Origin of the sequence: Hymenobacter artigasi (assembly GCF_012275535.1) — a bacterium.
Lineage (GTDB): Bacteria > Bacteroidota > Bacteroidia > Cytophagales > Hymenobacteraceae > Hymenobacter > Hymenobacter artigasi.
The window spans coordinates 98,241-112,948 of sequence record NZ_JAAVTK010000011.1 but is presented as its reverse complement, the minus strand read 5'-3'; the positions used below and the strand labels follow the sequence as shown (position 1 = coordinate 112,948).

Below are 14,708 nucleotides of genomic sequence, written 5' to 3'. Positions count from 1 at the left end.
TTTCGTGGCGGCGGGGCATCGAAGGCGGGACCGGCGGTTTGACGGGCTTATCATGCGGCCCTCATGTAGGGGTGCTAACTAGCCGGCCATTGCGCCATCGTTCTGTCCATTTTCTTACATCATTCTCCATGAAAAACCGTTTACTATTTTACTTGCTGCTGCTGGTCAGCATCATCGGGGCCCGCGCGGGCCAGGCGGCTACCATCACTACTTCGGTGCTGAACGGGCCGAACTTCTGCCAGAGTGCCGTGGTGCGCGTGAGCTACACGGTGAGTGGCAGCCTCGACCCGACTAATGTGTTCACGGCCCAGCTTTCGGACGAAACGGGCTCTTTTGCCGCGCCGGTCGCTATTGGGTCGCTGTCGGGCACGGCGGGCGGCACCATCAACGGTGCGCTGCCGGTGGGCGTGGTCACGGGCTCGGGCTACCGCGTGCGGGTAGTGGCCTCCAGCCCGGCCACCATCGGCCCGGACAATGGCCAGGACCTCACCATCACCAACATTGGCACCGTGACGGCGGGCAGCAACTCGCCCTTGTGCGTGGGCGGCAACCTGCTGCTCACGGCTACGACCGTGCCGGGGGCCAGCTACTCCTGGACCGGCCCGTCCGGCTTCACCTCGCTGCTGCAGAATCCCACGCTCTCGAACGTGGCCGTGAACCGCTCGGGCACCTACACCGTGACGGCCAGCGCCAACGGCTGCTCGGCCACCTCATCGGTGAGCGTGACCGTGAACGCACTGCCCAACGCCAGCGTAACGCCGCAGGCCGTGGCCATCTGCGCCGGCCAGTCCGTTACGCTGAATGCCAGCGGTGGTGCCAGCTACTCGTGGAGCCCGGCCGCCGGCCTGAGCAGCACCACCGTGGCCAGCCCCACGGCCACGCCCACGGCCTCGACCATTTACACCGTAACGGTAACCAACGCCGCCGGCTGCGCCAGCACCTCTCAAACCACGGTGACGGTGCGTGCCACGCCGTCGCTCACCGTGTCGCCGAGCCAGACCATCTGCGCCGGTAGCTCAACCACGCTCACGGCCTCGGGTGCACAGAACTACACTTGGAGCCCCAGCACCGGCCTCAACAACCCCCGCGTGGCCAACCCCATCGCCTCGCCTGCCGTCACGACTACCTACACCCTCACCGGCGACAATGGCACCTGCTCGGCCACGGCCACCGTGACCATTACCGTGGAGCCGCTGCCCGCCCCCAGCGCCGGCCCCGACCGGGTGTTGTGCTCGGGGCAGAATGCCCAATTGGGCACCGCGCCGGTGGCCGGCCTTACTTACAGCTGGTCGCCCAGCACGGGCCTGAGCAGCCCCTCGTCGGCGCAGCCCACCCTCACGGGCACCAACACCGGCACCGCCCCGCGCGTTACGGTGTACACCCTCACGGCCGTTTCGGCCAATGGCTGCGTGGGCAGCTCCACGGTGCGTGTGACGGTGAACCCGGTGGTAACGGTGAATGCCGGCACGGCCCAGACGTTCTGCTCGGGCGGCTCGGCCCCCTTGGGCGGCTCGGCGGCCGTGGCCGGCTACACCTATAGCTGGAGCCCCGCCACCGGCCTGGCCAATGCCAGCGCCGCCCAAACCACGGTTTCGCTCACCAACGCGACCGGCGCGGCCATCACCACTACCTATACCCTCACCGCCTCCAGCAACGGCTGCTCGAACACCAGCACCGTGGCCGTGACGGTGAATCCGGCCACTTCGGCCGCCTTCACTTACAACGCGTCGTCGTACTGCCAGAGCAGCGCCAACCCTACGCCTACCATCAGCGGCAACGCCGGGGGCACGTTTACTGCTCCCAGCGGATTGACTATAAACGCCGCCACCGGCCAGCTTAACCTGGCCGCCAGCACGGCCGGCACCTATGCCGTGACCTACAGCGTGGGCGGGCCCTGCCCCAGCACCAGCACCCAGCAGGTAACGGTGGCCACGCCCGGCGCGGCCGGCTTCAACTACGCCAGCGCGGCCTACTGCGCCAGCGGAGCCAACCCCACGGCCACGCTCGTGGCCGGCGCGGCGGCGGGTGCCTTCACAGCTTTGCCCACGGGCCTGAGCCTGAACGCCAGCACCGGGGCCATCAACCTGGCGGCCAGCCAGCCCGGTACCTACACCGTGACCAACACCGTATCTGCCAATGGTGCCTGCCAGGCGGCCTCGGCTACTACGCAGGTGAGCATCAGCGCGGTGCCGGCGGCGGCATTGGCTGTGAGCGGCTCCACCACCTTCTGCCAGGGCAATAGCGTGACGCTGACGGCTAACGGCGGCGGTACCGGGGCTACGTATCAATTTCTGCTGAACGGCCAGGCTATTGCCGGGGCTGTTTCGGCCACTTATGCGGCCACGCAGGGCGGCTCCTACAGCGTGGTCATCACCAATCCCGGCAACTGCACGGCCACCTCGGCCGGCACCACCCTCACGGTGAACCCCGTGGCCACGCCCACGCTGGCCTACGGCGCCACGAGCTACTGCCAGAACGGCGGCAACAACCCCGGCCCGACGGTTTCCATCGCCGGCGGTACGTACGCTTCGACCACCGGCCTGAGCCTGAACGCCGCCACCGGCGCGATTAATCTGGCTGCCAGCGCGCCCGGCACCTACACCGTGAGCTACTCGGCGGGCAGCCCCTGCCCGGGCACGGCCACGGCCAGCATCACCATCAACGCGGCCCCGAGCGCGGCATTTGCCTACGCCTCGTCCACGTTCTGCGCTAGCGGCGGCAGCGCCTCGCCCACGCTTGCGGGTACCTCGGGCGGCACGTTTGCGGCCCCCGCCGGCCTGAGCCTGAACACGACCACCGGGGCAATTGACCCCGCTTCCAGCACGGCCGGCACCTACACCGTAACCTACACCGTGGGCAGCACCTGCACGGCGGTGGCCACCACTGCGGTCACCATCACCACGGCCCCGGCGGCGGCATTCAGCTACCCCGTCACCAGCTACTGCGCGGCGGCGCAGGGCAACGTAGCCCCGGTATTTAGCGGCGGAGCCAGTGCCGGTACGTTCTCCTCCACCACCGGCCTGAGCCTGAACCCGGCTTCCGGCGTGGTGAATCTGGCGGCCAGCCAAGCGGGCACCTACACCGTCACCAACACCATTCCGGCGTCGGGCTCGTGCGCGGCCACCACGGCTACGGCCCCGATTACCATCAGCGCCGCGCCGGTGGCTACACTTGTAGCCGGCGGCCCAACGGCCATCTGCCAGGGCAGCGCGGTGCTGCTCACGGCTGGCGGCGGCGGGGCCGGGGCTACGTATCAGTTCCTGCTCAATGGCCAGCCCATTGCCGGGGCCACTACGGCTACGTATTCGGCCAGCGCGGCCGGCAGCTACGCCGTGGTTGTCTCCAGCGGCAGCGGCTGCGCCGCCACCTCGCCCGCCACGGCCGTGACGGTGAACCCGGCTACCTCGGCCACGTTTAGCTACGCAGCCACCGGCTATTGCCTTAGCAGCGCTACCGCCACGCCCAGCATCGCGGGCACCACGGGCGGCACCTTTGCTTCGACGGCCGGCCTGAGCCTGAACGCCGGCACGGGCACCATTGACCCGGCCAGCTCCACGCCCGGTACCTACATCGTGACGTACAGCGTGGGTGGCAGCTGCCCCAGCAGCAGCACGGCCACCATCACGATTTCGGCCCCGGCCTCGGCGGCCTTTAGCTACGCCAGCGCCTCGCTGTGCGCCACTGGCACTGCTACTCCGGCGCTTGCCACCGGGGCCAGCGCCGGCACGTTCTCCGCTACTACCGGCCTGAGCCTGAATGCCGGCACGGGGGCCATCAACCTGGCGGCCAGCACGCCCGGCACCTACACCGTGACCAACACGGTGAGCAGCGCCGGAGCCTGTGGCGGGGCCACGTCCACGGCCACGCTGACCATCAACCCGCTGCCCACGCGCCCAACGCTCACGGCTCAGTACAACGGCCCCACCACCACGCTCACCAGCAGCGCGGCCACCGGCAACCAGTTCTACTTCAATGGCGTGGCCATTGCCGGAGCCACCGGCCTTACCTATGTGGTGAATTCGACGGCCCAGCTGGGTTCCTATACCGTTACCACCACCTCGGCGCAGGGCTGCACCTCGCTGCCGTCGGTTGCGCTCGTGGTCACGGCCACGGCCCGGCAACTGGCCGCCGCTGCGCTGCAAGTGTACCCCAACCCCACGCCCGACGGCAAACTGACCATCGAGCTGAGCGGCACCCACCAGCCGACGCAGCTCACGGTGCTTAACGCCGTAGGGCAGGTGGTGTACCGCGCCGTGCTGCCCGCCACCGCGGCCGCTCAGCAGCCCATCGACCTGAGCGCCCTGCCCAGCGGAGTGTATCTGCTGCGCGCTACCTCGGCCGACGGCACGGCTACGCGCCGCTTCGTGCGCGAGTAGTTCGGAGTTACCAAACGCCAAAAAGCCCCGTCAGCAGCTGCTGACGGGGCTTTTTGGCGTTTATTAAATACGTGCGCATGACGCTCAGGCTTTTAGCCTAACGCCCCTACGGCACCAGTACCAGCTTGCCGAAATTCTCGCCCGAGAACAGCTTCAGCAGCGCCGGGAGGAAATTTTCGACGCCGTGCTCAACCTGGATTTTGGGCGAGTGCAGCTTTCCTTCTTTAATCCAGCCGGCCATTTCGCGGGCGGCGAGGCCGTAGTTGGCGGCGTTGTCGAACACCACAATGCCTTCCATGCGGGCGCGGTTCATCAGCAGCGAGAGGTAGTTGGCGGGGCCACGTACGCCGGTGGTGCTGTTGTATTGCGAGATGGCCCCGCAGATGATGATGCGCGCCTTCAGCCGGATTTGCTCCAGCACGAGGTCCAGAATTTCGCCCCCCACGTTGTCGAAATACACGTCGATTCCTTGCGGGGCGGCGGCGCGCAGGGCCTGGCGCACGTTGTCGGTTTTGTAGTTGATGCAGGCATCGAAGCCGAGCGTCTGCACGCAGTAGTCGCACTTTTCCTGGTCACCGGCAATGCCGACTACGCGGCAGCCTTTGAGCCTGGCAATCTGGCCCACCACGCTGCCCACGGCCCCGGCCGCGCCGGATACCACCACGGTTTCGCCCGCCTTGGGCTGGCCGGTGTCGAGCAGGCCGAAGTAGGCCGTCATACCCGGCATGCCGAGGGTGGCCAGATAGGCTTCGAGGGGCACTATGCCGGGGTCAACTTTCACGAGGTAGTCGGGGCTGCGCGGGTCGGTGGCCCCGGCTCCCACCACGGCGTACTGCTGCACCCCGAGATTGCCGGTCACGTAGTCGCCCACCGCGAAGGCGGGGTTCTTCGACTCGGCTACCTGCCCGGCCACGCCGGCCCGAAACACGTCGCCAATAGCAATGGGCTTGATGTAGCTGCGGCCCTCGTTCATCCAGCCGCGCATGGCGGGGTCGAGGGAAATAAAGCTGATTTTGACCAGTACCTGGACGTCTTCCAGCGCGGGCACATCGATGGTTTCAATATCGAAATTGGCCGGCTGCGGCAGCCCCACGGGGCGCGAGGCGAGTTTGACGCGGGTGTTGGAGAGGGGCATGTTTTCCAGGGTATGAGGGTGGGAGGGTATGGGGGTAGGAGGGGTGCAAGTTGGGCCGGTCAGGGCTTAACCTAGGTTAGGAAATGGAATTAGGGAGAACAAAAAAGAACGTCATGCCGAGCGCAGCCGAGGCATCTCGCGTGCAATAGTAAACCCAATCGATTGGATTACTACCACCCGCGAGATGCCTCGGCTGCGCTCGGCATGACGTTCTATTGAGCCGTACAACAGGCGCTTATGTCAACCTACTTTGCTGCCGGCACCGCCTGCGCCGTTTCCAGCGTTTCCAAATCTTCGGCCGTGAGGCGCAGCTCGGTGGCTTCGAGCAGCTCCGTGACCTGGCCCACGCTGGTGGCGCTGGCGATGGGCGCCGTCACGGCCGGGGCCTGCATCAGCCAGGCCAGCGCCACCTGGGCGAGGGTGGCCTGTTGGCGGTCGGCCACGGCATCGAGGGCGGTGAGCAGGGCCAGGCCCTTGTCGTTGAGATATTTCTGGCCCACGCCGGCCCCGCGCTGGCTCTTTTGCAGGTCGGCCTGGTCGCGGTACTTGCCGGTGAGGAAGCCGGCGGCAAGGCCGTAGTAAGGAATCGCGCCGATGTTTTCCTGCAGTAGGAGCGGGGCCAGATTCTGCTCGAAATCGGCCCGGTCGTACAGGTTGTAGAGGTTTTGCAACGTCTCGTAGCGCGGGAAGCCGTGTTTGGCACTCGCGTCCAGCGATTCCTGCAGGCGGGCGGCGGTGAAGTTGGATGCGCCGATAACGCGCACCTTGCCCTCCTTCACCAGCTGGGCGTAGGCTTCGAGGGTTTCCTCCACGGGTGTGGTCGGGTCGTCCTTGTGCGACTGGTACAGGTCGATGTAATCGGTTTGCAGGCGCTGGAGCGAGCCTTCCACGGCGCGCAGGATGTAGTCCTTCTTCAGGCCTTTGTTGTCGGCATTCACCTCCCAGCCCACTTTGGTGGCGATGATGACATCATCGCGCCGGCCGCGCTGCCGCAGCCACTTGCCGATGATGGTTTCGGACTCGCCGCCGACGTGGCCGGGCACCCACACGGAATAAGCGTCGGCCGTGTCGATGGCATTGCCGCCGTTGGCCACGAAAGCATCGAGCACGGCGAAGGAAGTGGCCTCGTCAATAGTCCAGCCGAAGACGTTGCTGCCCAGCATGAGGGGCGAAATTTGGAGGCCGGAGCGGCCGAGTTCACGGGTTTGCATAGGAGATATTATTGTGAAAGACGAGCTTTGCTAACCGATAATCAACGGCGAAGGTTGGCTGGCAGCGGGCTCAGCCACCAACACCCGCCACCCGTGCGCCGGCACTACAAGCGGCTGGCCGGGGCTCAGCATCATGGCTTCATGGCTGAATAAATCCCGCCACTGGCCGGCCACGGCGGGCACCGCCCGGGCCTCGGCGGCAATGTTCACAGCGCAGAGCACGGCCGCGCCGGCTTTGGAGCGGGTGAAGGCGTAAGTATCGGCTGGGCCGGGCAGGCGGCGGAGCTGGCTGGTGGGGTCGCCGTTGGCCAGGGCCGCATGGGTTTTCCTGAGCTGAAACAGGCGCGTGTAGAAGTCCTGGAGCGGGAAATCTCCCCACTCGATGGTATCGCGGTCGAAGAACTCCAGCCGGCGGTTCAGGCCTGCTTCCTGGCCCGAATACAGCATGGGCATGCCCGGCAGCAGGGCGGTGAGCACGGCGAAGGGCTGCGCCAGCGGCCCCAGGCGCTCGTACTCGGTGCCGTCCCAGCTGTTCACGTCGTGGTTGCTGGTGAAGTGCATGAGGTACACCCTGGGCGGATATTTCTCGCGCTCGGCGGCCAGGTACGTATCAATTTCGGCCAGGGTGGCGTGGCCCTCGGCAATGCGGTCGAGCAGGTAGTGCAGTCGCAGTCCGAAAGTCATGTCAAAGGCTTTTTCGAGCAGCCGCGTATCGGAGTCGAATTCCTCCCAGCTCAGCCCGCCCGAGGGGTAGAGCTCGTCCCACTCAGCCAGCATGAATACGGGCTTGATGGCATCGAGCACGGGCCGGGCCTCGTCCCAGAAATCGGTGGGTACCAGGCCGGCCACATCGCAGCGGTAGCCGTCGATGTCGGTTTCCCGAATCCACCAGGCCAGGGCCTCGGTCATGTAGCGGCGCATGGCGCGGTTGGTGTAGTCGAGGGCTACCACGTCGGTCCAGTCGGGCACGGGCGGCACCAGCTGGCCGGCGGCGTCGTGCTGGTACCAGTCGGGATGCGTGCTGATGAGGGCATTGTCGCGGCTGGTGTGGTTGGCCACCCAGTCGAGTAGCACCTTCATTCCCAGCGCGTGGGCCGTCTGTACCAGGTGGCGCAGGTCGTCGAGCGTGCCAAACTCCGGGCTCACAGCGAAGTAGTCGCGCACGGCATATGGCGAGCCCAGCGCGCCCTTGCGTCCGACCTCGCCGATGGGGTGCACCGGCATCAGCCACACAATGCCGATGCCCATTTTTTGCAGGCGCGGCAGGTGGGTTTCAAAGGACCGAAAAGTGCCTTCGGGCGTGAAATTGCGAACGTTGACTTCGTAGATGGTGGCGTGGGCCGCCCATTCGGGGTGGGCCACCGTGAAGCGGGCGGCAAGCGGGTGGTCGGGCATTGGAGACGAGAAGCGGTGGAATGTTCCGCTACGCGCCCCCAGCGGCCACGGTTATGCTGAACTGGGTGGAAACGCGCCGCGACGAGTCGAAGCTAGCCCTCGTAAAACTCCAGCGGCAGGCCGTCGGGGTCCGAAAAAAACGTAAACCGGCGGCCGGTGAGCTCATCCACGCGCACCGGCTCGCAGGGCACCCCGTGCGCCGCCAGGTGGCGGATGGCGGCGGCCACGTCGGGCACGGCGAAGGCGAGGTGGCGCAGGCCGGCGGCTTCGGGGTAGCTGGGGCGGGGCGGCGGGGCGGGGAAGGAAAACAACTCCAGCACATACTGACCGCCGATGGCTAAATCCAGCTTGTGCGAGTCGCGCGCCGCCCGGTAGGTTTCGGCCACGATTTCGAGCCCGAGAATTTCGGTGTAGAAGCGTTTCGAGGCCGCGTAATCGGAACAGATAACGGCGACGTGGTGCAGGCCAAGCAGGGGCAGCATGGGCAAAGTTGGGTTGATGGGGCCGGTAATATCTGCAATTGCGGCGGGTTGAGGCGCTCACCTAACTCGGTCCGACCGTTGAACTACGGTTGCGGCCACGCACTTCAGCCCAGCTACAGAATCGGCGGCGACCTTCGCGGCATCGGTTTCATTCTAAGCCCTTCCCCCGTGAAAAACCTGTTGCTGGCCGCGCCCCTGGCCTTGGCCTTTTTCGGCCCCGCCGCCCACGCCCAAACCGCCCCCGCCGCGCCCTACCATCTGCTCAATACCATCAGCATTGGTGGCGAGGGCGGCTGGGACTATCTCAAAGTGGACCCCGCCGGCGAGCGCCTCTACGTGTCGCATGGCACGCGGGTGGAGGTGGTCGACTTGAAGACCCGCAAGCTCATCGGCACCATTATGGATACGCCCGGCGTGCATGGCATTGAGGTGGTGCCGGGCACCAATCGCGGCTACATTACCTGCGGCCGCAACAACACCTGCGTGGTGTTCGATGTGAAGACCCTGAAGCCCATCGGCGCGCCCATTCCCACCGGTCCCAAGCCCGATGCGCTGCTGTATGATGCCTACTCGAAGCGGATATTCATTTTCAGCAACGATGGCGGCAAAAGCACCGTGCTCGACGCCAAAACCGGAGCCATCGTGGGCACCGCCGAGCTGGGCGGCGACGTGGAAGAAGGTGTGAGCGACGGCCACGGCACCATCTTCGTCAACATCGAGAACAAAAGCGAAATCGTGGCCTTCGACGCCAAAACCCTGGCCGTGCGCCACCACTACCCGCTGGCCCCCGGCGAAGAGCCCACCGGCCTGGCCTACGACGCCAAAACCAACCGCCTCTTCAGCGGCTGTGCCAACGAGAAGCTGGTGGTAACGGACAGCAAAACCGGCAAGCAAATCGCCGTGCTGCCCACCGCCAAGGGCACCGACGGCGCGGGCTTCGACCCCGCCACCCGCAACATCATCACCTCCAACGGCTCGGGCACCTTCACGGTCCTGCACGAGGATGCGCCCGGCAAGTACGCGGTAGTGGGCAGCGTGCCCACCGCGCGCGGGGCCCGCACCATGAGCATCGACCCGAAAACCGGCCACATCTATACCGTGACGGCCGATTACGGCTCCACGCCGGCCCCCACCACCGAGAACCCGCGCCCCCGGCCCAGCATTGTACCCGGCACGTTCCGGGTGCTGGAGTTTGGCCGGTAAGATGAGGAATATGGGATTAAAAGAACGTCATGCTGAACGTAGCCGAAGCATCTCGCGTGCCACCACTAATCCTTTTCCTGGCGATTGGATTGCTTGCGACGTGCGGGATGCTTCGTCTGTGCTCAGCATGACGTTCTTTTTTTCGTTGCGCCCGTAACTCAGTATTCAACACAACGGACCTCACTACCTCATGCCCAAATCTTTCTGGTCCCGCCTGCGCCATGCCCTGCGAGCACACAAGATGGTGCTGCTGGCCCTGCTGGCCGGGCTGGTGATGCCTTGGGTGGTGTTTGTGAACGTGGCCGAGGACATCTGGGAGTCCGGCGGCTTTATCGGCGATAAGCAGATTCTGGCGTTTCTGCACGCCCACGCCACCCCGGCACTCGATGGGCTGGCGCTGGCCCTCACCGCCGCCGGCGACCCCCTGCCCATGGGCGTACTGGCCGTGCTCATCACCGGGGGGCTGGCCGTGTGGGGCGTGCGCCGGCAGGCGTGGTTTTTTGGCCTGTCGGTGGGCGGGGCCATGGCCCTGAATCTGCTGGTGAAAGTGCTGTTTGCCCGGCCCCGGCCCGCGCTCTGGCAAAGCCTGAAGCCGGCGTTTTACTACAGCTTCCCGAGCGGGCACGCCATGGGGGCGGCGGCCATGGCCACGGCCCTGGGGTTTCTGCTGTGGCAGTGGCGCGGCCGGTGGCCGGCCTCGGTGCTGGGGGCGCTGTTTGCCCTGGCCGTGGGTTGGAGCCGGGTGTACCTGGGCGTGCATTTCCCGTCCGACGTGCTGGCGGGCTGGACCGGCGCCGTGGGCTGGGTGGCGGGGCTACACATGCTGTTTTCGCCCGATTTCCACCGGCTGCGGCAGTTCTGGCGCGAAACCCTGCACCACCGTTTCCCCAATCTGGTGTCGCCGCCGGATGAAACGCAAAGCGCCCCGGCCTAACAACTTTACCATTAATCGAATCTGGAGTCGTTGCGCCGGTCTGACCGCCCTAGGCGGTCTGACCGGTTGAAGTATGCACGGTTTTGCCCGTACGACAACCGGTCAGACCGCCTGGGGTGGTCAGACCGGCGCAACGACTCCCGATTTCGATTAACCACAAGGGCCTGCCCGCGTTGTTACTTGCCGGTGTATTTTATCGGTTGCCTGCTTCATGATTGCATTCCCGCGCTCCGTTCCAACCACGCCAGCCCCAGCCGCCTTGCGGCTCACTGCGCTGGTTGCGGCCGTCACCTTTGGCTGGCTGGCCTTTGCCGTGCTGCGCTTCGGCGGGTTGCCCTGGGATGCGCCCGTGCTGGAATTCTGGCACCGCCACGCTACCTCGGGGTTGGATAATGCGGCCGTTTTGCTCACCATCATCGGCAATACCTGGCCAATGGTGGGCCTCGGGGTGCTGGTATTTCTGGGGCTGCTGTGGCGGCGGCAGGGGCGGGCGGCGGCGCTGTTTTTCCTCTCGGTGGGTGGTTCGATGATGCTCACGCAGGTGATTAAGCCGCTGGTGGCGCGGCCCCGGCCGGCGCTCTGGGCCAGCATCCGGCCCGAGCACACGTTCAGCTTCCCCAGCGGGCACGCCATGGATACGGCAGCCATCGCCACGGCGCTGGTGCTGCTGGTGTGGGGCTGCCGGGGGCGCGGGTGGGTGTGGCTGATGCCGTTGTTTGCGCTGGCCGTGGGCTGGGCGCGCATGTACCTGGGCGTGCACAACCCGTCGGATGTGCTGGCCGGCTGGGCGGCGGCCGTGGCCTGGGTGGCGGCGGTGCATTGGGTGGCGCAGCGCCGGCCGCGCAAGTAACTTAATGGCTTGTTCTTAAGTTTGGTATGGCGCGTCGGCCTCGAACCACACGCAGGGCAAGCCTTCAACCAAAAATTCTTCCGGCTCCTCGCGCAGGCCAATTTTGGTGAGAATGCGGCGCGAAGCCACGTTGTGCGCGCCGGCGTAGGCGCAGATGCGGGGCAGGTGCAGCACGTCGAACCCGTAGTCGAGCCAGGCCCGGGCCGCCTCGAAGCCGTAGCCCTGCCCCCAGAAGCGCGGCAGAAACCGGTAGCCCAGGTCGTAAAAATCGTGCCGGCCGTTGATGGGGCCGGCCACCAGCTTCAGCCCGGCCCAGCCCATAAACTCGCCGGTTTCGCGCAGCACCACGGCCCAGCGCCCGATGCCGACGGCAGCGTACTGGGCTTCGATGTAGGCAATGGTCTGGGCGCTTTGGGCCAGCGTGCTCACCATTTGCCCGCCAATGCCGCCGAGGTAGCGGTGCACGGCCGGGTCGGAGTCGAGGGCGAACATCCCGGCCGTATCGGCAGGGGTGAGGGGGCGGAAGTGCAGGCGGGCGCTATCGAAAGGCAGCATTGGAAAGGAGTAGTAGCACATGCTTTAGCTTGTGCATCGTGAGCGCAAAGGTACTGTGCTAAATCAACCACCCGCACCGGCTGGTGCGGGTGGCTCTGTACCCGCCGGGCAGCGGGCCGGATTCACCCCCAATGCCGGGCCCGTTGCCAAAGCAGCGGCAAGGCATCGTACCTTCATCCATCTAAAGTGAAAGCCGAGCCGGCAAAATACGGTTCAGGTTATAAGTCCGTCAGGCGGATGTTCCCGGTAGCCACAGCCGGAGCATTTGCTGTTCGGGTGCGTATTGTTCAACTATTCTGGTCTGCCCTCAGCACTGTTTTTTCGTGATAAGACACCGTATTGCTGCACCATGTTGCCCAAACCGACCGTTTCCCCCTACGCCGCCGTTTTCATCGATTTTGAAAACGTCTATTACTTCCTCAAAAACCACTTTCACGACCCGCCCGACCTTAATGATATCTGCCTCGATATCATCCGCACCCTGCGCGAGCAGCTGAGCGCCAAGGGCCTCGACAGCCTCATCAGCTACGCCTACGCCGACTTCGAGCGCCTGGCTACCGCCCCGCAGGGGGCTCTCTACCTGATGGGCGTGAGCACGCGCAACGTGCTGGGCACCGACCATAAGAATGCCGCCGATATGCAGCTCTGCATCGACGCGCTGGAGGTGATGTACACCCGGCCCGATATCGGCACGTTCGTGCTCGTGGCCGGCGACCGCGATTACATTCCCGTGCTCCAGCACCTGCGTCGGCAAGCCCGGCAGGTGCTGGTGGCCGGCTTCCGCGAGTCCGTATCCGGCGATTTGCTCCAGAATATCGGGTCCGCGCAGTTCATCGACGCCCGCGATTTGCTGGCGCCCGAGCGCGTGGAGCAGCTCGAAAAGCGCCGCACCGACCGCCAGCGCACCCTGGAGGAAAGCCGCCGCCTGCGCGAGCAGGGCATGACCGGCGTGCCTTCGGCCGCCGCCCTGGCCGCCCGCGCCGACAGCGCGGGCGAAGCTGCCGTCGTGCCCTTGCCCAAAGTAGCGCCCGTGCCGTCGGCCAGCGCCCCGCGCCCCGTTTTGCCGGTGCCGGCCCGGCCATTCGTATCGCGCGACGAGGTATCTGAATTTGCCCCCGCCCGCCGCCTGGCCACCGACACCGAGCGCCGCACGCTGGCCTTCATGCTGGCCGAGTTTCAGAAGCTCGAAGCCAAGCAGCAGCGCCGCGTGACGGAGCTGTGGCTGGGCCCGTTCATGCGTCTGCTCACCGACGAGCTGCCCGAGCTGCCCGACTACGAGCGCCGCGACCAGCTCAACAAGCTGCGCGATGCCGGCACCATCCGCATTGAGAAGCGCGAGGGTGAGCCGCACCCGTTTTCCGTCATCGTGGTCAACTACAGCCACCCCGACGTGCAGGAGCTGCACCCCGGCGAGGAGTAGCATCGGGCGGCTGCTCAACTCCTTTTGGCCTGAAATGTTTGTTATTAAATCATGTATAAATAAATGCCAAAATTTTGTTCGTCAATAAGTTAACATCCTTGCGGGCGATGGGTTAGTAGGGCATCAATTCACCTAACTAACCTTCTTTTTCCCATGGACAACACCCCATCGCAAAGCAGCCAGGGCACCAGCCAGCTCGACGCTACCCTCAATGCCCTGCAAGGCGGCCTGGCCGCCGCCGCTGGTGCCGCCGGCCCCAATATTGCCGGCTGGATTAAAACCCTGCAAGGCAATACGCAACTCTCGGGCATCAGCTCGGAGCTGCAAAACCTGCATGATTCGTTGCAGAGTGGCGCTTCCGATACCGGAGCCCTGGCCCAAAGCCTGAGCACCCTCGGCGAGCACACCACCAAAGCAGCCGCGCAAGCCACCCCCGATGCCCAGGACAAACTGCGCCAGCTCGGCCAGGCCCTGAGCACGGCCGCCAGCCAACTGAAGGGCTAACCCAACGGCCCCGACAAGCAAACGGGCACTCCGGAGATTCCTCCGGAGTGCCCGTTTGCTTGTCGGGGCTGCCGCCGCTGAATAGCAGTTTGCCTGTTTGGCTGCGTATCTTCGCGGCTGATAGCAGGCCGGTCGGATGTTCCATTCGTGGCCTCGTTGCCGTACCAACCCATCTCTAAATTTGCCCCATGAGCTTTTTCACTGAAGCAGAATCCAGCATTCGCCTGCTGTTCGACACCAACAACGCCGGCTTCCAGGTAGACCCCAGCAAAGGCATCAGCCACCTCGAAAACTGGATTCAGCACCTGCGCAGCATCGACCAGCCGGCCACCCGCCTCATGGTAACCGAACTTGAAACCCTGCGCAACCACATCAGCAGCAACAACGCTGCCGGCATGTCCCAGGCCTTCCAGAACCTCGGCGAGATGACGGCCCAGGCCGCCCTCACTACCCACAACTTTAGCGGCGAAGGCGACAAAGCCCGCGAGCTCAGCCAGAAGCTGATTTCGGTGGCCGGCAACCTGCGCCACATCGCCGGCTCGCAGGTAGCGCAGCACTAAGCTGCGGCTGGAGTTGGGTCGAAGAATCCCAACAAAGAAGAACGTCATGCCGAGCGTAGCCGAGGCATCTCGCGGGTGGTAGT

The 14,708-nt window shown here is 65.4% G+C and carries 12 protein-coding genes; 7 read left to right on the top strand and 5 right to left on the bottom strand.

The annotated features are described in order from the left end of the window. The first annotated feature begins 128 nt into the window (after window positions 1–128). Window positions 129–4,376: a beta strand repeat-containing protein gene (locus HBN54_RS16940; protein ID WP_168674411.1), complete on the top strand. Its 4,248-nt coding sequence runs from the start codon at window positions 129–131 to the stop codon at window positions 4,374–4,376. A 106-nt stretch (window positions 4,377–4,482) separates the two neighbouring features. On the opposite strand, the gene HBN54_RS16935 is transcribed toward HBN54_RS16940, so the two are convergent. From HBN54_RS16935 to gloA2, 4 genes are all read right to left on the bottom strand, one after another. Further along, complete coding sequence (locus HBN54_RS16935; RefSeq protein WP_168674410.1) at window positions 4,483–5,511, bottom strand: NADP-dependent oxidoreductase; 1,029 nt, start codon at window positions 5,509–5,511, stop codon at window positions 4,483–4,485. Between the two features lie 245 nt (window positions 5,512–5,756). Further along, entirely contained in the window at window positions 5,757–6,722 is a 966-nt protein-coding gene (locus tag HBN54_RS16930; protein ID WP_168674409.1) for an aldo/keto reductase, read from the bottom strand. 30 nt (window positions 6,723–6,752) lie between these two features. Continuing rightward, entirely contained in the window at window positions 6,753–8,117 is a 1,365-nt protein-coding gene (locus tag HBN54_RS16925) for an alpha-amylase family glycosyl hydrolase (RefSeq protein ID WP_168674408.1), read from the bottom strand. A gap of 92 nt (window positions 8,118–8,209) precedes the next feature. Then, a complete protein-coding gene (gene gloA2 / locus HBN54_RS16920; protein WP_168674407.1) occupies window positions 8,210–8,599 on the bottom strand; it encodes an SMU1112c/YaeR family gloxylase I-like metalloprotein in 390 nt (129 codons plus the stop codon). Window positions 8,600–8,767: 168 nt separating this feature from the next. Here gloA2 and HBN54_RS16915 point away from each other — a divergent pair, with 168 nt between their 5' ends. From HBN54_RS16915 to HBN54_RS16905, 3 genes are all read left to right on the top strand, one after another. After that, window positions 8,768–9,802 (top strand): YncE family protein, encoded by a 1,035-nt coding sequence (locus HBN54_RS16915; protein WP_317170240.1) that lies wholly within the window; start codon window positions 8,768–8,770, stop codon window positions 9,800–9,802. A 190-nt stretch (window positions 9,803–9,992) separates the two neighbouring features. After that, window positions 9,993–10,736: a phosphatase PAP2 family protein gene (locus HBN54_RS16910; protein WP_168674406.1), complete on the top strand. Its 744-nt coding sequence runs from the start codon at window positions 9,993–9,995 to the stop codon at window positions 10,734–10,736. Between the two features lie 211 nt (window positions 10,737–10,947). Continuing rightward, window positions 10,948–11,586 carry a phosphatase PAP2 family protein gene (locus HBN54_RS16905; RefSeq protein WP_168674405.1) on the top strand — a complete coding sequence of 213 codons (639 nt, stop codon included), beginning with the start codon at window positions 10,948–10,950 and terminating at the stop codon, window positions 11,584–11,586. Between the two features lie 15 nt (window positions 11,587–11,601). On the opposite strand, the gene HBN54_RS16900 is transcribed toward HBN54_RS16905, so the two are convergent. Next, window positions 11,602–12,141, bottom strand: a complete 540-nt coding sequence (locus HBN54_RS16900) for a GNAT family N-acetyltransferase (protein WP_168674404.1) — start codon at window positions 12,139–12,141, stop codon at window positions 11,602–11,604. 349 nt (window positions 12,142–12,490) lie between these two features. Between HBN54_RS16900 and HBN54_RS16895 the strand changes: the two genes are divergently transcribed. The 3 genes from HBN54_RS16895 to HBN54_RS16885 all read left to right on the top strand — a co-directional run bounded on the left by HBN54_RS16895 (window position 12,491) and on the right by HBN54_RS16885 (window position 14,625). After that, window positions 12,491–13,561, top strand: a complete 1,071-nt coding sequence (locus HBN54_RS16895; RefSeq protein ID WP_168674403.1) for an NYN domain-containing protein — start codon at window positions 12,491–12,493, stop codon at window positions 13,559–13,561. Between the two features lie 153 nt (window positions 13,562–13,714). Continuing rightward, on the top strand, window positions 13,715–14,065 hold the full coding sequence (locus HBN54_RS16890) for a hypothetical protein (protein WP_168674402.1): 351 nt from the start codon (window positions 13,715–13,717) through the stop codon (window positions 14,063–14,065). Between the two features lie 188 nt (window positions 14,066–14,253). Beyond that, window positions 14,254–14,625 carry a hypothetical protein gene (locus HBN54_RS16885; RefSeq protein ID WP_168674401.1) on the top strand — a complete coding sequence of 124 codons (372 nt, stop codon included), beginning with the start codon at window positions 14,254–14,256 and terminating at the stop codon, window positions 14,623–14,625. Window positions 14,626–14,708: the final 83 nt, after the last annotated feature.